Source organism: Haloarcula sp. H-hyl6, from assembly GCF_056934455.1.
Map to the genome: position 1 here is coordinate 472,819 of NZ_JBRIIK010000002.1, position 21,958 is coordinate 494,776.

Genomic DNA, 21,958 nt, shown 5'->3' on the forward strand with positions numbered 1-21,958 from the left:
ATACATTATAAATTATACATCACATCGATGACCGACATATGGCGTCGGTAAATAACATCTAAACGACAGCCCCACAGTATTACCTAATTATTTTCAATGATAGTTATCTGGGTTGCGTCCTCATTCGTGGCTGTATGTACGAGGCAAACGGCGAGGAGATATTCGTCATCGACGGACACGTTCACCTGTGGGACGCGTCCGAGGAGAACATCAAGCACGAGGGGGGTGAGCAGTTCATCCAGTGTTTCTACGACTATCACACGGGGTTCACACCGGAAGAGCGAGAGTGGACGCTCGAAGAGTACCGGAAGTACGGGGCCGACCGAATGGTTCGGGACCTCTTCGAGAACGCCGCCGTCGACATGGGCATCTTCCAGCCGTCCTACCTCACTGATTTCTACAAGGAGGGGTTCAACACCATCGACCAGAACGCCGAACTGGCCGAGAAGTACCCAGAGCGGTTCGTCAACAACGGGCGGTTCGACCCCCGGGACGGCGAGGCGGGCCTTCGCGACCTCGAACGGCAGAAAGAGCAGTACGACATCGAGGGCGTGAAACTGTACACCGCCGAGTGGAACGGCGACTCGAAAGGGTGGCGGCTGGACAGCGAGGAGTCGTTCGAGTTCCTCGACAAGTGCGCCGAACTGGGTATCGACAAGATACACGCGCACAAGGGGCCGACGATTCGCCCGCTCAACCGCGACGCCTTCGACGTGGCCGACGTCGACGACGCCGCCAGTTCCTACCCCGAACTGGACTTCGTCGTCGAACACGTGGGCCTCCCACGACTCGACGACTTCTGCTGGATAGCCGCACAGGAACCGAACGTCTACGGGGGGCTGGCAGTCGCGGCGCCGATGGCCCAGAACCGGCCCCGGAAGTTCGGCGAGATAATGGGCGAACTGCTGTACTGGCTGGGCGAGGACCGCATCCTGTTCGGGTCGGACTACGCGCTCTGGAACCCGGATTGGCTGGTCGAGACGGTGATGAACGCCGAGATGACCGACGAGCAGAGAGACGAGTACGGCGTCGAACTCGACATCGACGTGATGAAGAAGATAATGGGCGAGAACGCCGCGGAACTGTACGACATCGACATCGAGGCCAAAAAGAAGACGTTCCAGAACGACGACATCACCGACCAGTTCGGACTCTCGGACCACTACGGCGCTCCGGACGCCGCCGCAGACTGATGTCGGGGAGTTCGCCCGAGCGCTCGGCGGGCACCTCGTCGGCCGCCGCGACCACCGACCCGCCCCGAGATGCGGTCTGGGACCGACTGGACCGCGTGGACGACCCCGAACTCGACGCTTCTATCGTCGAACTGGACTACGTCGACCGGGTCGACGTCGAAGACGGGGCGGTCGACGTCGCGTTCACCCTTCCGACGGCGTGGTGTTCGCCGGCGTTCGCGTGGATGATGGCCACCGACGCTCGCGACGAAATCGAGGACCTCCCCGAGACCGAGTCGGTGCGTATCGAACTCCGCGACCACATGCACGGCGAGGAGATAACCCGGGGCGTCAACGCCCGCGACTCGTTCGGGTCGGTGTTCCCCGACGCCGACGGCGGCGTGGACGCCGTCCGGGCCACGCTGGACGACAAGGCCCGCTTCGCCCGGCAACACGACGCCGTCTCGGCGTGCCGTGCGGCGGGCCTCTCTCCCGAGCAGATAGTCGGTCTCAGACGCGGCGACGTCGACCTGACCGAGACCGGGGCCGTGGTCGGACTTGACGGCGTCAACGTCGTCGTCGAGCGGTCCCCGGTCGCCGAGTATCTGGAGAAGGCGCGGGCCAGCGGCCACGTGACAGACGCCGACGACCGCCTGTTCCGTACCCAAGACGGGGACCCGATTCCGGTCGAGCAGTTCGAGACGATGCAGAAGCGGACCCGTCTGGCGAGCGTCAACGTCGGTGGGCAGGGCGCGGTCTGTGACGCGCTGAACGAGTCCAGACGGGCAAAACTAGACCGGGACTGACGGGGCCGGAGACCCGCTTCTGTCCCGCCGTCAGTGTGTCAACACCAGTATCTGTTCGTCGGTGCGGACGAGACAGAACGGGCTCCCGGGTTTCCCGAACGTGCTGGTCCGGTTTTCGGTGACGAACAGACGCTCGAACGGTTCGTCGCACGCCGGACAGGCGAACCCGTCTCGGTTCTCCAGCGTCAACGTGCCACGGTCCTGTTTCAGGAGTTTCATGCCGTGGCGGTAGTCGTGGACGTCGAAGCCGTCGCTGACGTCGAGTCGGTCCATAGAGAACGGAGGGAAGGGAGTCGCTTAAACCTTAGACGAGGTTCGCGCCCATGTAGAGGACGACCACGAGGAACACCCAGACGACGTCCACGAAGTGCCAGTACATCGAGGCCGTCGAGACGGAGGTGTGCCGCTCCGGGGAGTACTGGCCGTAGTACGCCCGGACGAAGACGATGCCCAGCAGGACGGCCCCCATCGTGACGTGGAGTCCGTGTAGGCCGGTCAGGCCGTAGAACGCAGAACCGTAGATACCCTCCGCGATAGTGAAGTTCTCGTGGACGATGAACTCGTAGTACTCGTACACCTGCCCGCCGATGAAGACGATTCCCAGCAGGAGCGTCAGACCGAGCAGTTTCATGAACCGCGAGCGGTCCCCGTTGAGCAGGGCGACGTGGCTGTAGTGCAGCGTCACCGAACTGATTAGCAGGATGACGGTGTTGACGACGACGAGCGAGCCCCATACGTGGGGGATGGCGGCCTGAGTCCACACGTCCGTCCCGCGCACGATGAAGTAGTAGACGAAGCCGGCGCCGAACGTCGCCACCTCGGACCCGAGGAACAGCAACATCGCGAACTTCAGCGTCCGACCGGAGTGGTGATTCGTGCCGCGTTCCCAGAAGTCAGAGACGAACGCGTGGTAGAGCCAGCCGTATATCCCGACGAGGAACAGGCCGACGCTGGCGACTGTCGCGCCGGCACCGATAGTCGTACTCACGAGTGCGTTCTCGCCCACCGAGAGGACGAGCAGTGCCGCCCCGATGTAGATGCCCGACCCGCCGATTGCGGTCACGAACGGCCACCAACTCGCCTCGCCGAAACCGCGGGGCCAGTCCTCCGTGGCCGGGAGGTGGTGGTCCCCGTGTCCGCTCTCCGTGTGTTCTTCAATCTGGCTCATACCGGTCCCTTGCGAAGCGATTACTAAAAGCCCATCCAATTCCGCGCGCCCGACGGAGGCCGATGTCGGAAACTACACGGCCCCGAAGGTCCTAGCCCCGCCGATGACAGCACGCCGACGCCGCGTCGCCGCGATGGTCGTCGCGTCGCTCTGTTGGCTGTTCGCCGCCGGGACGGCGAGCGCCCACGGCGGGAGTCTGGCCACCGGCGGGCGCGAGTCGCTGACGATTCCAACGTGGCTGTTCCTCTCGACGGGCGGGGCGGCCGTCGGCGCGTCGTTCCTGCTGGCGTCGTTCGTCACGGACCGCTCGTTCGTCGAACGGGTCCACGCGTGGGGCGCCCCGATAGTCGACGGCGGCGTCCGGATTCCCAGGCTGGTCGGCCGGGCCGTCGGACTCGTCGGCCTCGCCGCCGTCCTCGTCGTGGGCTTTCTCGGCCCGACGACGCCGCGCACGAACCTCGCAATCCTGCTCGTGTGGGTGGGGTGGTGGGCCGGCCTCGCCATGACGACGTATCTGGTCGGCAATAGCTGGCGGGTTCTCAACCCGCTCTCGACCATCGCGCTGGCCCTCCCGTCGCTGGACCGGCCGTACCCCGACCGACTGGGCGCGTGGCCCAGTGTCGTCGGTCTGTTGGCGCTCGTCTGGTTGGAGGTGGTGAGTCCGCTGGCCGACGACGCGAGACTGCTGGCGACGGCCGTCCTCGGATACAGCGTCCTGACGCTCGCCGGAAGCGTCGTCTTCGGCCGCGAGACGTGGTTCGCCGAGGCCGACCCGGTCGAGCGCGTCTTTCGCTACTACGGCCGCGTCGCCCCCGTCGGCCGCGACGAGGCGGGCAACCTCCGCATTCGACTGCCCGGCACGGCCCTCTCGACCCCCCGACTCGTCGACGGGCGCGACGAAGTGGCGTTCGTCGTCGCGCTCCTGTGGGTGACCACCTACGACGGCCTCGTGACGACGCCGGCGTGGCGCGACCTGACGAGGCCGCTGGTGGACGCTGGCCTCCCGCCGCACCTGCTGTATCCGCTCGCCCTCCTCCTCGGGTTCGGCCTCTTTCTCGGCGTCTACCGACTCGCGGTGCGAGTGAGCACGCGGACGGCCGAGACGTACCTCGAACCCGACGAACTCGCCGAGCGGTTCGCCCCGCCGCTGTTGGCCATCGCCGCCGGCTACCACTTCGCGCACTACCTCGGGTACTTCCTCTTTCTCGCACCGGCGCTGGGGACGGCGCTCGTCGGCCCCTTCGCCGACCCCGCGTCGGTGCCCGTCTACCAACTGCCGGGCTGGTTCGGGGGCCTCGCACTGGCGGCGGTCATCGTCGGCCACCTCGTCGCCATCTGGGTGGCCCACGCCGCCGCGTTCGACCTCTTTCCCGCCCGGTTGCAGGCCATCCGCTCGCAGTACCCCTTCGTCGCCGTGATGGTGTTCTACACGATGACCAGCCTGTGGGTCGTCTCGCGCCCGGAGGTGCCCCTTCCCCACCTATGACAGCAGACCACGAGTACGACGTGCCCGCCGACGCATCGCCCTACGAGTGTGGCTACTGCGGCCGCCCGTTCGCCCGCGAGGAGTGGGTGGCGCTCCACCGCGGCCTCGACCACCCCGGCGAACTCGACGACGACGAAGTGGCGGCGTTCCGCGAGGCCCACGACGAGGAGGAAGATGCGCTGGCCTCGTTCCGCCTGCAGGCGCTGGGTGCGCTGGTGGCCATATACTTCGTCCTCCTGATGATATACGCCCTCGTCTGAGTACGATTGGCCCGTGTTCCGTCCGGTCGGCTGCTCGGAGTGGGAGAGGTCACACGACGCCGCGCCCAACTACGGAGAAGCGACACGTTGATGGGTGCCAGCGCCAGTACACGTAGGCATGGACCTTCGCGTCATCGACAAATCCGACACGGAACTCTCTATCGAGATTGCGGGCGAGGACCACACGTTCATGAACGTCATCAAGGGGGCCCTGCTGGAGACCGAGGGGGTCACCGCGGCGACGTACGACGTGAACCCCGAGCAGTCCGGTGGACAGACCGACCCCGTCCTCACCATCAAGACGGAGGCCGACGTGGACGCGCTGGACGCCCTCGAGGACGGGACGGACCGCGTCATCGAGAAGGCCGACAGCCTCACCGAAGCGTTCGAAGCCGCCGCGTAACGTTTCTCTCTCCTCTCAGCAGACGACGTAGGTGACAAACACGCTCCCGTCCGGCGCGACGTGGACGTCGACGCCGACGGTGCCCGACTCTGCGGCGCGGAAGCGGTTCCCGCGCTCGACGTAGCTATCGACCAGCGCCGACGCAAGCGCCGCCTCGCCGTCGAAGTCGCTCACCGACCGCCCGGTCCGGTCGTAGGCCACCTGATAGGCGACGACGCTGGGGCGCTCGCAGGCGAGGTCGAACCGCTGGAACGCGTCCTGCTCGGGCCCGGACCCGTCGCCGGCGCGGGCGGCGACGATGGCCTTGTTGTAGTAGGCCGCGGCGTCGTCGGCCGTGGCGTTCCGACTCAGCGCGCTAGCTCCCTCGCTCGACCGACGCTCGTTCAGCGCCTCGACGTAGGCGTCTTCGGTCGCGGCCAGCGAGAGGCCGTCAACCGAGTCCGCACTCCCGGGCGCGTCGGGAATCGCGGGCGGCCCGGCCGCCGTCGCCCCGCCGAACCCCGGAAGCGTGACGACGCCGAGGACGCTCAGGAGGACGACGCCCAGCAGGAGAGCGACCGCGGCGTAACCGGCGACGTACTTCGGTTCGAGGATGTCTCGCCAACTCGTGCCGATGTCCGCGAGCGGGTCGGTAGCGGCGACCGGTTCGCGCTCGAAGTCCGCGCCCCCACACCGTCTGCAGGGCGGGGAGTTGCGCTGGTGCTGGCGGCCACAGTCCTGACAGACCCAGACGGAGCCGCCGTGGGCCTCGCCGTCGTCGGTCCGGTCCGGGCCGACGGGCTGGACCGCCCGCTCGAAGGTGCCGTGGCCACAGTTGTCACAGGGCGGGTCGTTCTCCTCGTGCGGCTTGCCACACCACTCACACCGCCATTCCATTGGGTAACCGTAGGTGACCGAGCTACAAAGAGTACGCGGAACCGGCGTTCGACTGTGTGAGAGTCAGCGTCCGCGACGGCCCCCGACCCGTCCTACAACCTGACCGGAATCCCCTTGCTGTCCAGATACCCCGTTCCCACCTTTTTCCGACTCGGGTGCGCCACGGGCGCACCACTCGCCGCAAAAACGTGGGCGAAAAAGGCGCGTCGTCGCTCGCGATGCTCGCTCCGACCCGTCCTACAACCTGACCGGAATCCCCTTGCTGTCCAGATACTCTTTCGTCTCCGCGATGGAGTACTCGCCGAAGTGGAAGATGGAGGCAGCCAGTCCGGCGTCGGCACCCGCCTCGACGAACACCTCTTCCATGTCGGCGGGACTGCCACACCCGGAGGAGGCGATGACGGGCGTCGAGACGGCGTCACAGACGGCTTTCATCAGCGGGATGTCGTAGCCGTCCTTCGTCCCGTCGGCGTCGATGGAGTTGACGAAGATTTCGCCGGCACCGCGTTCCTCGGCCTCTTTGGCCCACGTGACGGCGTCGAGTCCGGTGCCCTCGCGGCCCCCTTTGACCGTACACTCGAACCAGCAGGACTCGCCGTCCACCTCGACGTAGTGGTCGCCCTCGTCGTCGAAGCGCCGGCGGGCGTCCAGCGAGATGACGATACACTGACTGCCGAAGGCGGCGGCCCCCTCCTCGATGAGTTCGGGGTCCGCGATGGCGCCGGAGTTGATGGACACCTTGTCGGCGCCCGCCCGCAGGGTCTCCTTGATGTCCTCGCGGGTGCGGATGCCGCCGCCGACCGTGAGGGGGATGAACACCTCGTCAGCGACAGCCGAGACGGTTTCGAGCATCGTCTCGCGCCCCTCGGCGGAGGCGGTGATGTCCAGAAAGACGAACTCGTCGGCCCCGGACTCGTTGTAGGCTTTGGCCATCTCCACCGGGTCGCCGGTGTACTCCAAGTCCTCGAAGTTGACGCCGGTGTAGACGGCGGCCTCCCCGTTCTCGTCGACGTCGACGTCGATACAGGGGATGATGCGCTTGGTGAGGGTCATCTGATACTCGAACCTTTGCCACAGGGCCGTTTGACGGTTTCGACTGGTGCAACGTCTCGGAGGCCCGCCACTGGGCCGGGGGTCAGTTCAGGTCGCCGCGCCGGAGCGCGAACAGGCCGTCGTGACTGCCGACGACGAGTCGGTCGCCGACCACGACGGGCGTGGCGGAACTGTACCCGACCGGGACCGACCAGCGTTCGCTCCCGTCGGTCATCGACACCGCGTAGCAGTTGCCGTCGTTGCTCCCGACGTAGGCCGTCCCGCGGTCGGAGGCGATAGCTGGCTGGGTCACCAGCCAGTCGTCGGCGTCGAAGCGCCACCGCTGGTCCCCGGTGTCTCGGCGGTGGGCGTGTAGGGACCCGCTCGCCGTGCCGAGCAACACGGTTTCGTCGGAGAGAACCGGCCGACTGTCGGCCAGCGCCTGTCCGGTGTCGACTCGCCAGCGCTCGCGCCCGTCGGCCGCGTCCAGCGCCACCAACTCGCCTCGGTCCTCGTCCGGGACGCTCGTCGCGACGTACACCGTGCCGTCGGTGAGTGTCGGCGTCTGCGTCCGGTCGTCCCCGAGGTCGGTTCGCCACTGCTCGGAGCCGTCGGCGGCGTCCAGCGCGTAGACGGTGCCGTGGTCGCTCCCGACGACGACAGTCTCCGCCGTCGCCCCCGGGGGCGTGAGTCCGTCGGCGTCGTCGAGCGCCGTCCACCGGACGGACCCGTCGGCGCTGGCGAGGGCCGTCAGCCCACCGCCGCTCACGTAGACTGTCCCGCCGACCGCGGTAATGGACTCCTGTGACGCCACGTCCGGCGTCTCCCAGACCTGCGTGCCGTCGGCGCTCGCAAACGCCTGCGTGCTCGCACAGCCAGAGACGTACACGAAGCCGTCGCTGTCGGCGTCTCCGACGGCGAGACCCGAATCGTAACAGACGGTGTCGTCGGGGTCGTCCAGCAGAACGCGCCAGCGTTCGGTTCCGCCGGTGTCGAAAGAGAGCGCGCGCCACATCGTCAGGAGGGTCAGCGTTCCGTCCCGGAAGGCGAGCGCACCGATGGTGCCCTCCGTCGAGACGTGCCAGTCGATGCGTTCGTGGCGCCGGCCGGTCACTCGGTCCAGACAACCGGCGACGCTCGCGGCGCCGAGGCCGCCGACCGTCGCCAACAGACGTCGTCGCGTGTACTCCATAGCCGCTATCGACTCGGTACCGGAAAATGCCTTCAGGTAGCTCAAACCCGGCTTTGACCGAGCGAATCCGACAGTTACAGGTAGCCGCTGTTAGAACGCCCGTACATGGGAGACGACCACCACGCCGAGGACCGACCGGAGTTCGACCCCGAGAACGTCGACCTGCCATCGAAGGAACCGCCGCTCCGAGAGACGGCGCCACAGAGCGACTTCACGATGTCGCAGGTGTCGAAGGGTGCTGTGGTCGCGCTCGTCGGACTGGCGCTCACGTTCGGTATCGCGTTCGCGCTCGTCTGAGGGTTCTCCAAAAAATTGTGGAGTCGGGTCGAATTACGTTCCGACAGTCGCAGAGTCGCTGGTGTCGCCGTCGCCGTCCTCGTCACCGAATCCCGCCGTCGCCGTCTGGTTGTTGACGGTGACGACGAACGAAGACTTGGTCGTCGGCCGGTCGGGGTAGCCGCTCTGGCCCGTGAGTTCGTTGCCGTCGGCGTCGAACAGCAGGTACTCGCTCCGGAGGACGACTTTCGTCGCTGTCTCGGACCCGTCGGCATCCGCGAACAGCGGCGCCACGGGGCCTGGGTTCTTTGGGAGTCCGTATCCGTCGTTGTAGATGTGGTTCCCGTTCTTCTGGAGGATGCCCCAGTCCGCGTCGGAGGCGATGTACCCCTCCTGTCCGTCGCTGCTGTCGCCGCTCAGGCCGACGTCTTCGCCGGTGCCTCCCCAACTGTCGGTCAATTCGAACATCCCGGTGTCGTGGATGAGGTTCTCGCCCCAGATGGTCGACCCGTTTCGCTTCAGCGTCACGTACACCATGATACGTGCCTTCGCGACGGGCGTGTCGAACCCGTCCCACGTGAGTCGACCGGTCGTCTGGGTCGCGACCCACTTGATGGAACCGTCGTCCGTTTCCACTTCCGGTGGGTTGTCGATGGACCCTCCCGCAGTCGCTGTCGCTCCGCCCGTCGCGGCGATGAGTCCGGCGCCGCCCACGGTGGTTGCAGTTGCGATTCCGCCAATCGTCTTGAGATAGTCGCGTCGTTGCATCGTTCACTCCCCCACGACCCCCACTCCAATCCGGGCCGGCGCAGTCACAGCGTGTCCCGGTCCGGTGCGGGGAACGCAGGTGCCTACCGCCAGAAGTGTTAGTTCATTTAGTATTCAGACACTTACCACTCGTAGACGGCGTATACTCACGGTTCGAACGGTGAAAACGGTGTTCGGCGATGCCTTCTCAGGCCAGTTCGTCGTCGATGGTCGACCGGAGGTCGGCGATTTCGCTCGCGTGGTACTGGAGCGTGTCGTCGTTGACGGTGAGCGAGAGGTGGTTCGAGCCGTCGGCCTCGCCCAGTTCCGTCACGGGGGCGACGCCGTCGAACGCTTCGGACACCGCGTCGGGGTCGGTCGTCTCGAAGACGACGCGGCCCGGCCGTTCGTTGAACAGGAGGCGCTTGCGCGTGCCGCGTTCGACCGTCTCTATCTCGACGCTGGCCCCGGCGTCCTCGTGGACCATCTCGGCGAGGGCGACGGCGAGGCCGCCGTGGCTCACGTCGTGACTGGCCAGCACGTGGTCATCGTCGGCAACCTCGGCGATTGTGTCGACGAGGCCCGTCGGGTCAGCCGGGAGTTCGGGGAACGCGTCCGTGCCGCCGAACTGTGCGGTGTACTCGGAGCCACCGAGACGCGGGTCGGCCTCGCCTTCGAGGGCGGCGTCGCCGACGACGACGAGGGTGCCCTCGCCCGACAGTTCCATCGGCGGGGCGTCGTAGCCCTCCTTGACGCCGACGAGTGCGAGCGTCGGCGTCGGCGGGATGGGACCTGCGTTCGAGTCGTTGTACAGCGAGACGTTGCCGCCGACGACGGGCACGTCTAAGTCGCTACACATGTCGGCGAGACCGTCGACGATGCCCTTGAAGCCGCCGTACACGTCGGGCTTCTCGGGGTTGCCGCCGTTCAGACAGTCGACGGCGGCGTGGGGCACGGCCCCCTTCGCGGCGACGTTGGTGGCGTTCTCCAGTGCGACGGCGCGGGCGCCCTCGTAGGGCGCGGCGTCGGTCCAGTTGGGGTCCGCGCCGGCCGAGAAGGCCAGTCCGGTGCCGGCCTCCCGGATGGCGAGGAGGGCAGCGTCGTCGCCCGGTAGGACGCTCGTGCGGACCTGCACCTCGTGGTCGTACTGGCGGTAGACCCACCGCTTGGAGGCGGTGTTGGGGCTGGCGACGATGCGCTCGAACGCCTCCGAGAGGTCGACCGTCGGGAGGTCGCGCTCCTGTTCGGGCGGTTCCTCGGCGGGGAGGTCGTTCATCGGTGCGCCGTCCCCGAGGAACTCCGCGTCCACGTCGACGACCGTCTCCCCCTCGAACGTGCAGACGTAGTTCGTCCCGGGTTCGGTGAGTTCGCCGATGACCGAACAGCCGAGGTCGTACCGGTCGGCGAGTTCGGCCACGCGGTCGACGTTCTCGGGGTCGACCTCGTACACCATGCGCTCCTGACTCTCGGCCAGCAGGTACTCCATGGCGTTCATGTTCGGTTCGCGCTCGTGGACGCGGTCCAGTTCGATTTCGGCGCCGAGACCGCCCTTGGCGACGAGTTCGGAGGACGCCCCACCGAGGCCGGCCGCCCCGAGGTCACGTGCGGACTCGACGAGTTCCTCGTCCAGTAGCGCCTCGTTGCACTCGATGAGGAGTTTCTCCGTGTAGGGGTCCCCGACCTGCACGGCCGGGCGGTCCTCCGTCTCGGCGTCCTCCGCGAGGTCTTCGCTGGCGAAGGAGGCCCCGCCGAGGCCGTCCCGACCCGTCGAGTTCCCGACGAGGACGAGTTTGTTGCCCGGTTCCTGCGCCTCGGCGGTGATGGTGCGCTCTGGCTCCATCAGGCCGATACAGGAGACGTTGACGAGGGGGTTGCCCTCGTAGTCGTCGTGGAAGGCCACCGACCCGGTGACCGTCGGGACGCCGATGCAGTTGCCGTAGTGGGAGATGCCCTCGACGACGCCCTCGAAGAGGTAACGGGAGTGTTCGCGCTCGAAGTCGCCGAAGTACAACGAGTCCGCGAGCGCGATGGGATACGCGCCCATCGAGAGGGTGTCGCGGACGATGCCGCCGACGCCGGTGGCGGCGCCGTCGAACGGGTCGACGTAGGAGGGGTGGTTGTGGGACTCGACGCCCATGGTGATGTACATCTCCTCGCCGTCGCCGTGGCTCGGAAGCGAGACGACGGCGGCGTCGTCGCCGGGGCCGATGACGACTTGCTCGCCGTCGGAGTCGAACGCGGTCAGGAGCGGCCGAGAGGAGCGGTACGCGCAGTGCTCGCTCCAGAGGTTCTCGAAGAGAGCGGCCTCCGCCCGGGTTGGCTCCCGACCGATTTCGTCGACCACGACGTCGTGGTCAGCGTCGGACAGGCTCATTAGGTGGTCGGTGCCTCCGGCCGGCTAAATCGCTTTCCATGCGGGCGCGTCGTCGCGTGCGCTCGTCACGCCTCGGGCGGCGCTAACAGACCGTCGATATACGCCGACCACCCGGCCCGCAGGTCCGCTCCCACGTCCATCCCCAGTGCGATGTGAAACCCGGTCGACCCGTCGGCCGCGGCCAGCAGGAACGCGGCCGTCGCTCGCGGGTCCACGTCCCGAAATACGCCCTCCTCGACGCCCTCGGCGACGATTCGTTCGAGTTCGTCCAGCGTGGCGGATTCGAGCGCGAGGAGCGGTTCTCGGAGCGTCTCGTTGTACGGCGCGTGCGAGAGCAGTTCCATGATGGCGACGTGGACGCCCGCGCCCGCGTCGTCCGGCGAGAGAAACAGCGACTCGCAGGCCGCCCGCAACTCCGCTTCTGGACCGTCGGCGGAAAGCGCCGCCAGTTCGTCGGCCAACCCGCCGGCCGCGTGGTCGAGGAACGCGGCAATCATCTCGTCCTTGCTGTCGAAGTAGTAGTAGAGGCTCGCCTCGCTGTTCGCGTAGTGTTCGGCTATCTTCGCCGTCGTGAGCCGTTCGTACCCGTGTTCGGCCAGCGCTCGCCGAACCGCGAGGGCGACTTCGGCCCGGGCGTCGGCGTCCATCTCCGGCATACCTTCGAGTGAGTACTCACTCGCTTCAGCCTTTCGCACCGCCTCACTCGACGACGTACGAGCGGTGTTCGGCGCGGCTCTCGACGTCGACGAACCGGTAGCGCCGCGCGTCGGTCAACTGGCCGGCGAACGCCGCGTCGTCGGCCCCGTCGGCGTCGTACACCTCGTCGGCGCCGACGAACCCACGGGCGCGGAGCGTCTCCACGACGCCGTCGGGGAGGTCGCGGTCGGCCGGGAGCTCGACGACGAGCAGTCGGTCGGTGAAGCTCTTGGCCGTCCACGCGTCGGCGACGTCTGGGCGAGCGGCGAGGTCGGCAGCCAGCGAACGGACTGTCTCGGCACGGTCGGACATACGCGTGGGTTCGCTCCCCGTCCGGGAGTGACCGGTCCCGAAGGTGTTCGCCCGCTCAGAACGGCGTCTCCACGTCGGTCTCCTCGGGCAGGTCGTCACCGTCGTCCGAACCGCCCACGTCCTTCGGTATCTCGCCCGTCTCGCGATACGTCTCCTCCAGTTGGGACAGTTTGCCGTTGATGGCGACGCTCTGGTGGTGCATCGAGTCGACGCGGACCGTCACGAGGTCGTACTCGTGGCGCTCCGCGAGGCCGTTCCACGCGCGGAACGCGCCGACGGTGAGCGTGTCGCTCTGCGGGCAGAACTCCGTGGTCGGCGTGAACTCCGCGCGCAGGACCGCCGGGTCGTCGGCCTCGCGCGCGTACCGGAACCCGGCGTCGGGGTGTCGGTGGTCCAGGTTCAGGCGGGCGAGGTTGTAGCCGAACGTCATGTCGTAGACGCCGCGCTCGGCGAACAGGCCCATCGTCAGGCGGTGGAACGCGGCGTGGTCGGCGTCGGTCAACACGTCGTGGCCGTCGAGGAACGCGCCGGGGTCGGGGACGTGCTCGGGGACGAACGCGTCGTAGTCGTCGAACCCGGTGTCGTCGCCGCCGCGGATGCCGGAGAGGAAACTCATGGGCGGACGTACGGGCCACACCCCACAGACGCTGGCCCCGAACACGTTCGGCGGAAGCCCCTCCGCCGAACGGCGTCCACCACTACGTGATGGTCACCACCAGCCTCGACGCCGAGCGGAGCTACGACGACGACCGGTTCTCGGCGCAGACGATTCAGCAGACGGAGCGCCAGAAGGTCGTCCTCGGCTACTTCGAACCCGACCAGTTCATCCCGGTCCACGCGCCCGGAAGCGACGTGGCGATGACCGTCGTCGCGGGCGAGGGAACGGTCCGCGACGGCGACGAGGAACACGCCGTCGGCCCCGGGGACGTGGTCGCCGTCCCCGCCGGCGAAGACAGGGGTATCCGGGCCGAGGGCGGCCGGTTGGAGGCGACGCTCGTCACCGCGCCCCCGCCGACGGACGCCGAACACGACCCGGTCCGTCGGGGGTTGAAACGTGGCGAGTTCGACCCCGAGTAACGAACATATTCGGGAGAAGCCCCTCCAGCGGCGATGGCGAACCGTCGGGTGATGCCCGCCGCGAAACTCGACCTGCGCGACATGGCACCGCCCGAGCGACACCCCACCATCCACTCTGCGTTCGAAGCGCTGGACCCGGGAGAGACGCTCCGCATCGTCAACGACCACGAACCGAAGCCGCTGTTCTACGAACTGCAGGCCGAGGTGGAAGCGTTCGACGCCGAACGCTACGACTGCCGCAAGGAGGAGGAGGGCAAGTACGTCGCAGACCTCCCGAAGAAAGCATGAGGGAGGCCGACGCGGCCGGCCTCGAACGCGTCTCGCTGTCGGACCTCGACGGGTCGGGCCGCGCGCGCCTGTTCGAGGGCGAACCGAAGACGGTCCGACTGACGCTGTCGACCGGTGACGAGGTGCCGCCCCACCAGCATCCGGGCCGGGACATCGTCTTTCACGTGCTCGACGGCGAGGTGGACCTGACGCTCGGCGAGACGACGCTGTCGCTGTCTACCGGGGACGTGGTGCGGTTCGACGGCGAACAGGACATCTCGCCCGCCGCTGTCACCGACTGCGAGGCGTTGCTGGTCCTCGCCGAGTCGACGTGAGCGCGGCCGGTCAACCGCCGTGGCGGGGCCGGGACGAACGACGTTTTCCGACCCGCCCACCTACGCTCCAACATGGACCACACGCGAAGTGCGCCACGGACTCGGGGGGAGGGGACGGCGTGACCGACGACGAGACCACTGACGCGCCGGTTTTGCTGTTCGACGGGGTCTGTAACCTCTGTAACGGCGTCGTCCAGTTCGTCGTCCCGCGGGACCCCACGGGAATCCTCAGATTCGCGCCGCTCCAGTCCGAGACGGGGGCGGCGCTGTTGGAGCGGGTTGGTCTGCCGACCGACGACATGGAGTCGGTCGTCCTCGTCGAGGGCGACGACGTCTACCGGAAGTCGGCCGCGGCCATCAGAGTGGCCGAACTGCTCGGGTGGCCCTACAGTCTGGTGAGCGTCGGGCGACTCGTCCCCGAGGGACTGCGCGACGCCGCCTACGACGTCGTCGCCGAGAACCGGTACGACTGGTTCGGGCGCAAGGACCGGTGTATGGTGCCCGACGACGACGTTACCGACCGATTCCTCGACTGAGCGGTCAGCCGAACAGGTCGACGGCCGTCTCGACGGCGGCCTCCCGGCGGACGCTCGACTGTCGCAGGCTCTCCCGAGGCACCGCGAGCAGTCGCTCGGCGAGGCGTTCGCTCAGACGTTCGACGGCGGCCGCTTGCTCGTCGGTCAGGTCGCCCTGTGCCCGCAACTGCGTGAGGGCCTGTTCGAGTTGCTCGGCCCGCACCTCGGCGGCTCGGGCCTCCATCTGTCCGATAGCCTGTTCCACGTCGGCCGTCGTCTCTTGGGTGTCGTCGTTCACGCTCATGGCTTCCAGATGACGGTCACGGTGGCGTCGTCGCGTTCGACGGTCTCGTAGTCGTATCCGCGGTCTGCGAGTTTCGGGTAGAGGTGCTGTGGCGCGCGGTCGTTGTACTGGAAGAGGACCGTGTCGTCGTCGAGTTCGACGAGCAGTTCCAGCGTCTCGGCCAGCGGTTTCGGCGGCCCCAGTTCGCGCACGTCGAGTCGTTCGGTCGGGGCGTCGGTCGGTGCGTCCGTCTGGGCGAGGACGGCGTCGGTCGCACGTGGCATACCCGATGGTTCGTCCCCCTACGCGCCGACGGTTTCCCCGAACACGTTCGGCCACACCGACAGCAGGGAGGCGCTCCAACCACAGGGTGATGAGCGCGATACCCGGAGACGTCGATACGGACGCCGGCCCACCGATGACGGTCCCCCTTCGCCACTTCGTCGTCGCGCTGGCATTTCTCGTCGCGGGCGTGGCGGTGGGTGCGGCCGGGGGCCGCGGCGGCCACCTCGCGCAGGTCCACCTGCTGGTGGCCGGATGGGTCTGTCTCACCATCATGGGCGCGATGACCCAGTTCGTCCCCGTCTGGTCCGGGGTCCCCCTGCACTCCCGCCGCCTCGCGGCGGCGCAATTGCCCCTCGCGGCCGTGGGGTTCGCCGGACTCGCCGGCGGTCTCCTGACGGGGTTCACCGCCGTCCTCCCCGTGGCGGGCGCACTCGCCCTCGCCGGCGTCTGGACGTTCGTCTACACGCTCGGCCGGACGCTCGCGGCCGCCGAGTGGGACGTGACGACTGCCCACTTCGCCGCCGCGCTGGTCTTTTTCGTTCTCGTGACGACCGCCGGCCTCGGACTGGCCCTCGACCACGCCGTCGGCGTCCTCCCCGCGTTCGGCGTCTCGCGGGGACACCTCCTGCTCGCACACGCGACGCTCGCGGTGTTCGGCGCGGTCCTGACGACGGTGGCGGGCGCGCTCGCCCAACTTGCACCCATGTTTACGCAGACGGAGAGCACTCGACTCGGCGTCCACCTCCAGCGAGCGGAGACGGTCGGCTATCCGCTCGGCGTCCTCGCCCTCGCTGGGGGTCGACTGGTCGGCAATCCGTGGCTCGCCCGCTTCGGCGGCGTCCTCGTCGCGGGCGGCGTCGCCGTGGTCGGACTGCTGTTGGCCCGTCGCCTCGTGGCCGCGAGCGTCGAGCGGACGCCGATGCTCACCCGCTACGCCGTCGCCGCCGTGTCGTTGGTCCTCTGGGCCCCGCTCTCGGCGTGGGCGTGGTGGTCCGACCCGCTGGCGTACGGCGCGTTGTTCGGCCACCCGGCCGCTGGGACGCTGCTTCTCGTCGGCGGCGTCGGCTTCGTCGTCCTCGGCACGTTATACCACGTCGTCCCGTTCATCGTCTGGGTCCACCGGTACAGCGACCGCCTCGGGTTCGAGGACGTGCCGATGATAGACGACCTGTACGACGGCCGACTGGCAGTCGCCGACGGTGCCTGTCTCGCGGCGGCGACGGCGCTCGCCGTCGCGGGCGACGCCCTGTGGATGCCTACGGGTACGGGGGTACTCGCGGGCGTCCTCGCGTTCGTCGGGGCCGCGTCGTTCGCCGCGAACCTCCTCGGGGTCCTCGTCGAACACAGTCCGCAGTCGCTGTCGGCGCTCGTCGGCGGCCGGTTCCTCGCGGACTCGGACCCGTAGACGCCTCATTCCTCGCTCGGTTGCTCGGTGTACAGGGAGTAGGTCAGGACGGCGAACCCGGCGGCCGTGAACACGCTCTCGACGGCGGTGCTGGTCGCCACCGGGAACTCCAGCACTTGATGCAGGCTCCCCGCCAGTAGCGCGCCGGCGGTGACGAGGCCGATACCGACCCAGAGGGCCCGCATCGCCGTCGCCTTCGTTCGTTGGTACGCCCGGTACGTCAACGTCGTGAGGACGACCCCGCAGACGAGCGTCACCGTCTTGGCCGCCACGAGGAGGACCGTGCTCGGGTGCATCGTACCGACTGCTGGCCGACGCTGTAAAATATAACCCGCCTCGCGTTGCCAGCGAGTGAGAACCCCGGTCGGTGCCGAGACTGCCCCGCTCAGCGGACGTACAGCGAGTAGAGGATGATGCCGAGGCCGACGGCGGTCATTCCGCTGGAGAGGAAGACGCTGGTGTAGATGAGGTCCAGATTGAACAGGCGACCCACGATGATGTCGAGGACGCCCCCCACTATCGCCCCCAATGTGACCACCCCGAACCCGTACGTGAGCCACTTGTGCTCGGGCGACCCCGTGCGGTCGTAGGCCTGATAGGAGTAGTACGTGATGAGGCCCCCGATGATGAGGATGAGGGTCTTCGAGACGACGATACCGACCTGTGAACTGGGGATGTGTGGACTCATGTTTCTTTTCGCACCTCGGACCAGAGGTTCTCCAGCCGTTGGTCCGGCGACCGGGCGCGGTGGGTGATGTCCACCTCGAACGCCCGCTGTTCGTCGAGCGCGATGACGACTTCCTCGAAGTCGATGGCGTACCGACTTGCGTGCTGGCCGTCGGGACGGACCTCGACCCCCTCGTAGAGCAGGGAGGACTCGGTCAGTAACTCCAGCTTACGGTACGTCGTCGACAGCGGTACGTCGCTCTCCTCCGAAATCTCGCTGGCCGTCATGGGCTCTTCGAGTACGCTGACGATTTCCCGGCAGTCCTCGTCGTCGAGTGCGTCGAGAACCGTCGTTAGTTCGGGGGTGTCGTCGTCAGCGAACGGGTCCCGGACCATCCTTAGCCAGAACTCATCTCCCGCGACCTTTAACCTAACCGACTTGCGGCGAACGGGTGATTCAGCGGTTCTACCTCGAACCCCAAAATATTCTGGGTGCCCTATATTGACTCTGGAGCCCCATTCCCGGCCACTGAGAACGGTTCTGCCGGCCTGAGAACTCCCCTACGGGGGTATATATGCACACTCCAAAGGTGGAAGCGTAATGAGTGAACGAGTCGGTGCACCCGGTTCAGGTATCTCGCGTCGTGATTTCGTGAAGGCGTCCGGCCTCGGCGGCACGCTTGCGCTCGCTGGCTGTGCGGCCCCCGGAGACCCCCAGCAGTCCGTCGGCGCGTCGTCGGCCACGAACGCCAGTCAGACCGGCGGCGACCTGCCGACGACGTCCCCGCCCGAGGTCGTGAACGTGGACGAACAGGGCGGGGAAGTGACGCTCTCGTCGGTTCCCGCCCGCCACTCGGCCCACCCCGGCGAGTCGATGGGCGGTCCGGTCGAACTCCCGCAGGTGTGGGCGTTCAAGGCCGACGACGGCAAGCCGAGCGTCCCCGGCCCCATCCTTCGGACGACGGAGGGCGAGGACATGGAGGTGACGCTGGACAATACCGACGGCATGCGCCCGCACACGCTGCACTTCCACGCCGTCTCGAAGAAGTGGGAGGACGACGGCGTTCCGACGACGACGGGCATCCGCGTCGACCCCGGCGAAAGCCACACCTACACCATCCCCGCGGACGTGCCCGGCACGCACCTCTACCACTGCCACTACCAGACCCCGCGGCACCTCGACATGGGGATGTACGGCATCTTCCGCGTCGACCCGAAAGGGTACGAACCGGCCGACAAGGAGTACTTCCTCTCGTTCAAGGAGTGGGACTCCCGGCTCAACCGCCAGATGGCGGGGATGGACGCCACCTACGACCCGCGGAACCGCCAGCCCGACACGTTCACGGTCAACGGCAAGTCCGCACCGCGGACGCTCCACCCCGAGGACGGGTCGCCCATCATCGTCGAGCAGGGCGATACGGTCCGCCTGCACATGCTCAACGCGGGCTACATGGACCACCCGATGCACATCCACAACCACCGCTTCCAGGTGACCCACAAGGACGGCGGCGAGATTCCGGAGGTGGCTCGCCACGACCAGGACGTCTGCTCGATTCCGCCCGCGGGCCGTCGGACCGTCGAGTTCACGGCGGACGCCGACCCCGGCATCTACCTCATGCACTGCCACAAGGTCAACCACGTCATGAACGGCAACGCCTACCCCGGCGGGATGCTCACCGGCCTCGTCTACAAGGAAGCGATGAACACGGACATCTTCAAGAAGTTGATGGAGTACGCGGGGTACGAGGGTTGAGCGGAGCGAAACCCTCGGAACAGGCGAACGGGGAGTGAAGCGACCCTCGGGCCACGAGGACTGAACGGAGTCTGGTTTTCGCCGCGCGCTGACGAGACCAAACAGACGGCTTTCTACGGAGGCGACTCGCGAAACGGACGCAGCCCGATTCTTTCTAGGCTCGCCTAAATAACGTCGGTCTTCGGTCGAACGTGTTCGCCCCCGTCGTCGCCGGCCGGGAACCCGCTCGGGGGTACAAACCCACCGAGGGCGCAGGCCCACCTGTATGCAAGTGAGTCGAGAGACGCTCGCGAAACTGCTCGTCGCCGCGTTCGTCGTGAACCTCGTGGTGATGGGCGCTGGCGCCGCACTCGCCTACGAGAAGGCGCCGCCCATCCCCGAGCGAATCGCCGGGCCCGACGGCGAGACGATAGCGACCGCCGAGGACGTACAGCACGGCAAGGAGGCGTTCCAGAAGGACGGCCTGATGAACCACGGGTCGATTCTGGGCAACGGCGCGTACTATGGCGTCGACTACACCGCCGACACGCTGGACCTGAAGGTCCAGTACATGCGCCAGTACCACGCCCGGGAGGACTACGGGACGGACTTCGACGCGCTCTCGGCGGAGCGACAGGCCGCCATCGAGACGCGCGTCGAACAGCGCCTCGACCGGCAGGGCGGGGGCGACGTGGTGCGCTACTCCGCCGCCGAGGTGTACGCCCACCAGCAGATTCGACAGGAGTACGTCGAGCGCTACCACGAGGGGAGTCACGAGCGCGGGGTCCCCGAGGGGATGATTGCCAGCGAGGACGCCGCCCGTGACTTCGCCGACTTCGCCCTCTGGACGGCGTGGTTCTCCCACGCCGACCGGCCGGCCGGTGACCACTCCTACACGAACGAGTGGCCCTACGCGCCGGGTGCAGGTAACGACGCCACCGCCGCGGCGATGACGTGGAGCGTCGTCGCCATGGTGTTGCTCGTCGCCGGCGCGGGCGCGGCCGTGTGGCTCTACCGCAGTATCGACCTGCCCGAACCCGAAGTCGAAGGTATCGACGTGCCCGAACCCGACGAGGTGGCGCTGTTCCCCGGGCAGCGGGCGGCGACGCGGTTCATCCCCATCGCGGCCGGGTTGTTCCTCGGGCAAGTGCTGCTTGGCGGTCTGCTCGCCCACTTCTACATCGAGCGGGCGTCGTTCTTCGGCCTCGGCGAACTCGTCGGGGTGAACGTCCTCCAGTGGCTACCGTTCGCCATCGCGAAGACGTGGCACATCGACATGGGTATCCTCTGGATAGCGACGCTGTGGCTCGGTGCGGGGCTGTTCCTCCCGCCGCTGTTGACCGGTCACGAACCCGAGCGACAGGGCACCCTCGTCAACGTCCTGCTGGGTGCGCTCGTGGTCGTCGTCGTCGGCGGCCTCGTCGGCATCTGGCTGGGCATGCAGGGCTTCTTCGAGGGCGACCTCTGGTGGTGGCTCGGCAACGAGGGACTGGAGTACCTCGAAGTCGGCCGCGTCTGGCAACTCGGCCTGCTCGCGGGCTTCCTCATCTGGGCCGGTCTCGCCTACCGCGGCTTCAAACCGCTGCTGGACGACGAACCGAAGTACGGCCTCTCGCATCTCATCCTCTACGCAGGCGGTTCAATCGCCCTGCTGTTCACCGCGGGCCTGCTGTACACTCCGAAGACGAACATGGCCGTCACGGAGTTCTGGCGCTGGTGGGTCGTCCACATGTGGGTCGAGGGCGCCTTCGAGTTCTTCATCGTCGCCATCGTCGGCATCACGCTGGTGTCGATGAACCTCCTGAAGCGGCAGAGCGCCGCCAAGGCCGTGATGTTCGAGGCGCTTCTGGTGATGGGCACCGGCGTCATCGGCGTCTCCCACCACTACTGGTGGATAGGGATGCCCGACATCTGGGTGCCCCTCGGGAGCGCCTTCTCCACGCTGGAGCTCGTCCCGCTGGTGTTCATCCTCTACGAGGCCATCAACGAGTACCGGGCGATGGCCACCGCTGGCGAGAGCTTCCCGTACACGATTCCGTTCATGTTCATCGTCGCCTCCGGCGTCTGGAACTTCGTCGGGGCCGGCGTGCTCGGGTTCTTCATCAACCTGCCGCTCATCAACTACTACGAGCACGGCACCTACCTCACCGTCGCCCACGCCCACGCGGCGATGTTCGGCGCGTTCGGCTTCCTCGCGCTGGGGATGGCCAGTTACATGCTCCGCATCAGCGTCGACCCCGGACAGTGGGACGGGTCGTGGCTCCGCGCGGCGTTCTGGTGTTGGAACGTCGGCCTCGCGCTGATGGTGCTCGGTTCCGTCACCCCGGTCGGCTTCCTCCAACTGGAGGTGGCGTTCACCGAGGGCTACGCCGCCGCCCGGAGCGTCGCGTTCTACGAGCGCCCGCTGGTGGAACTGCTGTTCTGGGCCCGGATGCCCGGTGACACGCTCATCATCCTCGGGACGGCAATCTTCACCGCCGACGTGTTCCGCAAGCGGTTCTCCCTCCGGTCGGTGCTGGCCGACGACGCGCCGGTGTCCGACCCGGTCGTCTCCGACGACTGAGCGACCGCGCGCCGTCCGCTTCCCGTTCTT

28 protein-coding genes are annotated in these 21,958 nt (G+C 67.4%); 13 read left to right on the top strand and 15 right to left on the bottom strand.

Annotation, left to right across the window (positions count from 1 at the left end):
* The first annotated feature begins 134 nt into the window (after positions 1–134).
* Positions 135–1,193, top strand: a complete 1,059-nt coding sequence (locus tag Hhyl6_RS15855) for an amidohydrolase family protein (protein ID WP_483740226.1) — start codon at positions 135–137, stop codon at positions 1,191–1,193.
* Positions 1,193–1,978, top strand: coding sequence for a metal-sulfur cluster assembly factor (locus Hhyl6_RS15860; RefSeq protein WP_483740227.1), 786 nt, complete (start codon positions 1,193–1,195; stop codon positions 1,976–1,978). The genes Hhyl6_RS15855 and Hhyl6_RS15860 overlap by 1 nt, the downstream gene beginning before the upstream one ends.
* Before the next feature lie 30 nt (positions 1,979–2,008).
* On the opposite strand, the gene Hhyl6_RS15865 is transcribed toward Hhyl6_RS15860, so the two are convergent.
* Complete coding sequence (locus Hhyl6_RS15865) at positions 2,009–2,251, bottom strand: DUF7385 family protein (RefSeq protein ID WP_483740228.1); 243 nt, start codon at positions 2,249–2,251, stop codon at positions 2,009–2,011.
* 31 nt (positions 2,252–2,282) lie between these two features.
* Positions 2,283–3,146, bottom strand: a complete 864-nt coding sequence (locus Hhyl6_RS15870) for a cytochrome c oxidase subunit 3 (protein ID WP_483740229.1) — start codon at positions 3,144–3,146, stop codon at positions 2,283–2,285.
* Positions 3,147–3,249: 103 nt separating this feature from the next.
* Between Hhyl6_RS15870 and Hhyl6_RS15875 the strand changes: the two genes are divergently transcribed.
* The 3 genes from Hhyl6_RS15875 to Hhyl6_RS15885 all read left to right on the top strand — a co-directional run bounded on the left by Hhyl6_RS15875 (position 3,250) and on the right by Hhyl6_RS15885 (position 5,295).
* The gene (locus Hhyl6_RS15875) at positions 3,250–4,632 is read left to right on the top strand and encodes a hypothetical protein (protein WP_483740230.1); all 1,383 of its coding nucleotides are present in this window, start codon (positions 3,250–3,252) and stop codon (positions 4,630–4,632) included.
* A complete protein-coding gene (locus Hhyl6_RS15880; RefSeq protein WP_483740231.1) occupies positions 4,629–4,892 on the top strand; it encodes a DUF7410 domain-containing protein in 264 nt (87 codons plus the stop codon). The genes Hhyl6_RS15875 and Hhyl6_RS15880 overlap by 4 nt, the downstream gene beginning before the upstream one ends.
* 118 nt (positions 4,893–5,010) lie before the next feature.
* Positions 5,011–5,295, top strand: a complete 285-nt coding sequence (locus Hhyl6_RS15885; protein WP_483740232.1) for a DNA-directed RNA polymerase subunit L — start codon at positions 5,011–5,013, stop codon at positions 5,293–5,295.
* Positions 5,296–5,310: 15 nt separating this feature from the next.
* On the opposite strand, the gene Hhyl6_RS15890 is transcribed toward Hhyl6_RS15885, so the two are convergent.
* The 3 genes from Hhyl6_RS15890 to Hhyl6_RS15900 form a co-directional block, all read right to left on the bottom strand.
* Positions 5,311–6,171: a hypothetical protein gene (locus tag Hhyl6_RS15890; protein WP_483740233.1), complete on the bottom strand. Its 861-nt coding sequence runs from the start codon at positions 6,169–6,171 to the stop codon at positions 5,311–5,313.
* Between the two features lie 237 nt (positions 6,172–6,408).
* A complete protein-coding gene (gene hisF / locus Hhyl6_RS15895) occupies positions 6,409–7,224 on the bottom strand; it encodes an imidazole glycerol phosphate synthase subunit HisF (RefSeq protein WP_483740234.1) in 816 nt (271 codons plus the stop codon).
* Positions 7,225–7,306: 82 nt separating this feature from the next.
* Complete coding sequence (locus tag Hhyl6_RS15900) at positions 7,307–8,395, bottom strand: outer membrane protein assembly factor BamB family protein (RefSeq protein WP_483740235.1); 1,089 nt, start codon at positions 8,393–8,395, stop codon at positions 7,307–7,309.
* 105 nt (positions 8,396–8,500) lie between these two features.
* Here Hhyl6_RS15900 and Hhyl6_RS15905 point away from each other — a divergent pair, with 105 nt between their 5' ends.
* Complete coding sequence (locus Hhyl6_RS15905; RefSeq protein WP_483740236.1) at positions 8,501–8,692, top strand: DUF7550 family protein; 192 nt, start codon at positions 8,501–8,503, stop codon at positions 8,690–8,692.
* Between the two features lie 33 nt (positions 8,693–8,725).
* Here the strand turns inward: Hhyl6_RS15905 and Hhyl6_RS15910 are convergent, their stop codons facing one another.
* The 5 genes from Hhyl6_RS15910 to Hhyl6_RS15930 all read right to left on the bottom strand — a co-directional run bounded on the left by Hhyl6_RS15910 (position 8,726) and on the right by Hhyl6_RS15930 (position 13,416).
* Positions 8,726–9,439, bottom strand: coding sequence for a hypothetical protein (locus Hhyl6_RS15910; RefSeq protein ID WP_483740237.1), 714 nt, complete (start codon positions 9,437–9,439; stop codon positions 8,726–8,728).
* Positions 9,440–9,626: 187 nt separating this feature from the next.
* Positions 9,627–11,792, bottom strand: a complete 2,166-nt coding sequence (purL, locus tag Hhyl6_RS15915) for a phosphoribosylformylglycinamidine synthase subunit PurL (RefSeq protein ID WP_483740238.1) — start codon at positions 11,790–11,792, stop codon at positions 9,627–9,629.
* 65 nt (positions 11,793–11,857) lie between these two features.
* A complete protein-coding gene (locus Hhyl6_RS15920) occupies positions 11,858–12,448 on the bottom strand; it encodes a TetR/AcrR family transcriptional regulator (RefSeq protein ID WP_483740239.1) in 591 nt (196 codons plus the stop codon).
* A 43-nt stretch (positions 12,449–12,491) separates the two neighbouring features.
* Positions 12,492–12,800 carry a hypothetical protein gene (locus tag Hhyl6_RS15925; RefSeq protein ID WP_483740240.1) on the bottom strand — a complete coding sequence of 103 codons (309 nt, stop codon included), beginning with the start codon at positions 12,798–12,800 and terminating at the stop codon, positions 12,492–12,494.
* Positions 12,801–12,855: 55 nt separating this feature from the next.
* Positions 12,856–13,416 (bottom strand): DUF7998 family protein, encoded by a 561-nt coding sequence (locus Hhyl6_RS15930; protein WP_483740241.1) that lies wholly within the window; start codon positions 13,414–13,416, stop codon positions 12,856–12,858.
* An 89-nt stretch (positions 13,417–13,505) separates the two neighbouring features.
* Here Hhyl6_RS15930 and Hhyl6_RS15935 point away from each other — a divergent pair, with 89 nt between their 5' ends.
* From Hhyl6_RS15935 to Hhyl6_RS15950, 4 genes are all read left to right on the top strand, one after another.
* Positions 13,506–13,877 carry a cupin domain-containing protein gene (locus Hhyl6_RS15935; RefSeq protein WP_483740242.1) on the top strand — a complete coding sequence of 124 codons (372 nt, stop codon included), beginning with the start codon at positions 13,506–13,508 and terminating at the stop codon, positions 13,875–13,877.
* A gap of 51 nt (positions 13,878–13,928) precedes the next feature.
* Positions 13,929–14,165 (top strand): DUF2249 domain-containing protein, encoded by a 237-nt coding sequence (locus Hhyl6_RS15940; protein ID WP_483740735.1) that lies wholly within the window; start codon positions 13,929–13,931, stop codon positions 14,163–14,165.
* On the top strand, positions 14,162–14,479 hold the full coding sequence (locus Hhyl6_RS15945; RefSeq protein WP_483740243.1) for a cupin domain-containing protein: 318 nt from the start codon (positions 14,162–14,164) through the stop codon (positions 14,477–14,479). The genes Hhyl6_RS15940 and Hhyl6_RS15945 overlap by 4 nt, the downstream gene beginning before the upstream one ends.
* Before the next feature lie 119 nt (positions 14,480–14,598).
* A complete protein-coding gene (locus tag Hhyl6_RS15950; RefSeq protein WP_483740244.1) occupies positions 14,599–15,015 on the top strand; it encodes a thiol-disulfide oxidoreductase DCC family protein in 417 nt (138 codons plus the stop codon).
* A 4-nt stretch (positions 15,016–15,019) separates the two neighbouring features.
* Here Hhyl6_RS15950 and Hhyl6_RS15955 read toward each other — a convergent pair whose 3' ends face one another.
* Positions 15,020–15,298, bottom strand: coding sequence for a glutamyl-tRNA reductase (locus Hhyl6_RS15955; protein ID WP_483740245.1), 279 nt, complete (start codon positions 15,296–15,298; stop codon positions 15,020–15,022).
* Positions 15,295–15,561 (bottom strand): DUF2249 domain-containing protein, encoded by a 267-nt coding sequence (locus Hhyl6_RS15960; RefSeq protein ID WP_483740246.1) that lies wholly within the window; start codon positions 15,559–15,561, stop codon positions 15,295–15,297. The genes Hhyl6_RS15955 and Hhyl6_RS15960 overlap by 4 nt, the downstream gene beginning before the upstream one ends.
* An 89-nt stretch (positions 15,562–15,650) precedes the next feature.
* On the opposite strand from Hhyl6_RS15960, the gene Hhyl6_RS15965 reads away from it, so the two are divergent.
* Positions 15,651–16,967, top strand: a complete 1,317-nt coding sequence (locus Hhyl6_RS15965; RefSeq protein WP_483740247.1) for a hypothetical protein — start codon at positions 15,651–15,653, stop codon at positions 16,965–16,967.
* Positions 16,968–16,972: 5 nt separating this feature from the next.
* Here Hhyl6_RS15965 and Hhyl6_RS15970 read toward each other — a convergent pair whose 3' ends face one another.
* The 3 genes from Hhyl6_RS15970 to Hhyl6_RS15980 form a co-directional block, all read right to left on the bottom strand.
* Entirely contained in the window at positions 16,973–17,263 is a 291-nt protein-coding gene (locus Hhyl6_RS15970) for a DUF7521 family protein (protein WP_483740248.1), read from the bottom strand.
* Between the two features lie 89 nt (positions 17,264–17,352).
* Positions 17,353–17,655, bottom strand: a complete 303-nt coding sequence (locus Hhyl6_RS15975) for a DUF7521 family protein (protein WP_483740249.1) — start codon at positions 17,653–17,655, stop codon at positions 17,353–17,355.
* Positions 17,652–18,029 (bottom strand): helix-turn-helix domain-containing protein, encoded by a 378-nt coding sequence (locus Hhyl6_RS15980; protein WP_483740250.1) that lies wholly within the window; start codon positions 18,027–18,029, stop codon positions 17,652–17,654. The genes Hhyl6_RS15975 and Hhyl6_RS15980 overlap by 4 nt, the downstream gene beginning before the upstream one ends.
* A 205-nt stretch (positions 18,030–18,234) precedes the next feature.
* Here Hhyl6_RS15980 and Hhyl6_RS15985 point away from each other — a divergent pair, with 205 nt between their 5' ends.
* Both Hhyl6_RS15985 and Hhyl6_RS15990 read left to right on the top strand, forming a co-directional pair.
* Positions 18,235–19,386 (top strand): multicopper oxidase domain-containing protein, encoded by a 1,152-nt coding sequence (locus Hhyl6_RS15985; protein WP_483740251.1) that lies wholly within the window; start codon positions 18,235–18,237, stop codon positions 19,384–19,386.
* 265 nt (positions 19,387–19,651) lie between these two features.
* Positions 19,652–21,928 carry a nitric-oxide reductase large subunit gene (locus tag Hhyl6_RS15990; RefSeq protein WP_483740252.1) on the top strand — a complete coding sequence of 759 codons (2,277 nt, stop codon included), beginning with the start codon at positions 19,652–19,654 and terminating at the stop codon, positions 21,926–21,928.
* Positions 21,929–21,958: the final 30 nt, after the last annotated feature.

Coding starts and splice junctions, on each gene's coding strand:
- Hhyl6_RS15855 (WP_483740226.1), top strand. CDS start 135: ATGTACGAGGCAAACGGCGAGGAGATATTCGTCATCGACGGACACGTT.
- Hhyl6_RS15860 (WP_483740227.1), top strand. CDS start 1,193: ATGTCGGGGAGTTCGCCCGAGCGCTCGGCGGGCACCTCGTCGGCCGCC.
- Hhyl6_RS15865 (WP_483740228.1), bottom strand. CDS start 2,251: ATGGACCGACTCGACGTCAGCGACGGCTTCGACGTCCACGACTACCGC.
- Hhyl6_RS15870 (WP_483740229.1), bottom strand. CDS start 3,146: ATGAGCCAGATTGAAGAACACACGGAGAGCGGACACGGGGACCACCAC.
- Hhyl6_RS15875 (WP_483740230.1), top strand. CDS start 3,250: ATGACAGCACGCCGACGCCGCGTCGCCGCGATGGTCGTCGCGTCGCTC.
- Hhyl6_RS15880 (WP_483740231.1), top strand. CDS start 4,629: ATGACAGCAGACCACGAGTACGACGTGCCCGCCGACGCATCGCCCTAC.
- Hhyl6_RS15885 (WP_483740232.1), top strand. CDS start 5,011: ATGGACCTTCGCGTCATCGACAAATCCGACACGGAACTCTCTATCGAG.
- Hhyl6_RS15890 (WP_483740233.1), bottom strand. CDS start 6,171: ATGGAATGGCGGTGTGAGTGGTGTGGCAAGCCGCACGAGGAGAACGAC.
- hisF (WP_483740234.1), bottom strand. CDS start 7,224: ATGACCCTCACCAAGCGCATCATCCCCTGTATCGACGTCGACGTCGAC.
- Hhyl6_RS15900 (WP_483740235.1), bottom strand. CDS start 8,395: ATGGAGTACACGCGACGACGTCTGTTGGCGACGGTCGGCGGCCTCGGC.
- Hhyl6_RS15905 (WP_483740236.1), top strand. CDS start 8,501: ATGGGAGACGACCACCACGCCGAGGACCGACCGGAGTTCGACCCCGAG.
- Hhyl6_RS15910 (WP_483740237.1), bottom strand. CDS start 9,439: ATGCAACGACGCGACTATCTCAAGACGATTGGCGGAATCGCAACTGCA.
- purL (WP_483740238.1), bottom strand. CDS start 11,792: ATGAGCCTGTCCGACGCTGACCACGACGTCGTGGTCGACGAAATCGGT.
- Hhyl6_RS15920 (WP_483740239.1), bottom strand. CDS start 12,448: ATGCCGGAGATGGACGCCGACGCCCGGGCCGAAGTCGCCCTCGCGGTT.
- Hhyl6_RS15925 (WP_483740240.1), bottom strand. CDS start 12,800: ATGTCCGACCGTGCCGAGACAGTCCGTTCGCTGGCTGCCGACCTCGCC.
- Hhyl6_RS15930 (WP_483740241.1), bottom strand. CDS start 13,416: ATGAGTTTCCTCTCCGGCATCCGCGGCGGCGACGACACCGGGTTCGAC.
- Hhyl6_RS15935 (WP_483740242.1), top strand. CDS start 13,506: ATGGTCACCACCAGCCTCGACGCCGAGCGGAGCTACGACGACGACCGG.
- Hhyl6_RS15940 (WP_483740735.1), top strand. CDS start 13,929: ATGCCCGCCGCGAAACTCGACCTGCGCGACATGGCACCGCCCGAGCGA.
- Hhyl6_RS15945 (WP_483740243.1), top strand. CDS start 14,162: ATGAGGGAGGCCGACGCGGCCGGCCTCGAACGCGTCTCGCTGTCGGAC.
- Hhyl6_RS15955 (WP_483740245.1), bottom strand. CDS start 15,298: ATGAGCGTGAACGACGACACCCAAGAGACGACGGCCGACGTGGAACAG.
- Hhyl6_RS15960 (WP_483740246.1), bottom strand. CDS start 15,561: ATGCCACGTGCGACCGACGCCGTCCTCGCCCAGACGGACGCACCGACC.
- Hhyl6_RS15965 (WP_483740247.1), top strand. CDS start 15,651: ATGAGCGCGATACCCGGAGACGTCGATACGGACGCCGGCCCACCGATG.
- Hhyl6_RS15970 (WP_483740248.1), bottom strand. CDS start 17,263: ATGCACCCGAGCACGGTCCTCCTCGTGGCGGCCAAGACGGTGACGCTC.
- Hhyl6_RS15975 (WP_483740249.1), bottom strand. CDS start 17,655: ATGAGTCCACACATCCCCAGTTCACAGGTCGGTATCGTCGTCTCGAAG.
- Hhyl6_RS15980 (WP_483740250.1), bottom strand. CDS start 18,029: ATGGTCCGGGACCCGTTCGCTGACGACGACACCCCCGAACTAACGACG.
- Hhyl6_RS15985 (WP_483740251.1), top strand. CDS start 18,235: ATGAGTGAACGAGTCGGTGCACCCGGTTCAGGTATCTCGCGTCGTGAT.
- Hhyl6_RS15990 (WP_483740252.1), top strand. CDS start 19,652: ATGCAAGTGAGTCGAGAGACGCTCGCGAAACTGCTCGTCGCCGCGTTC.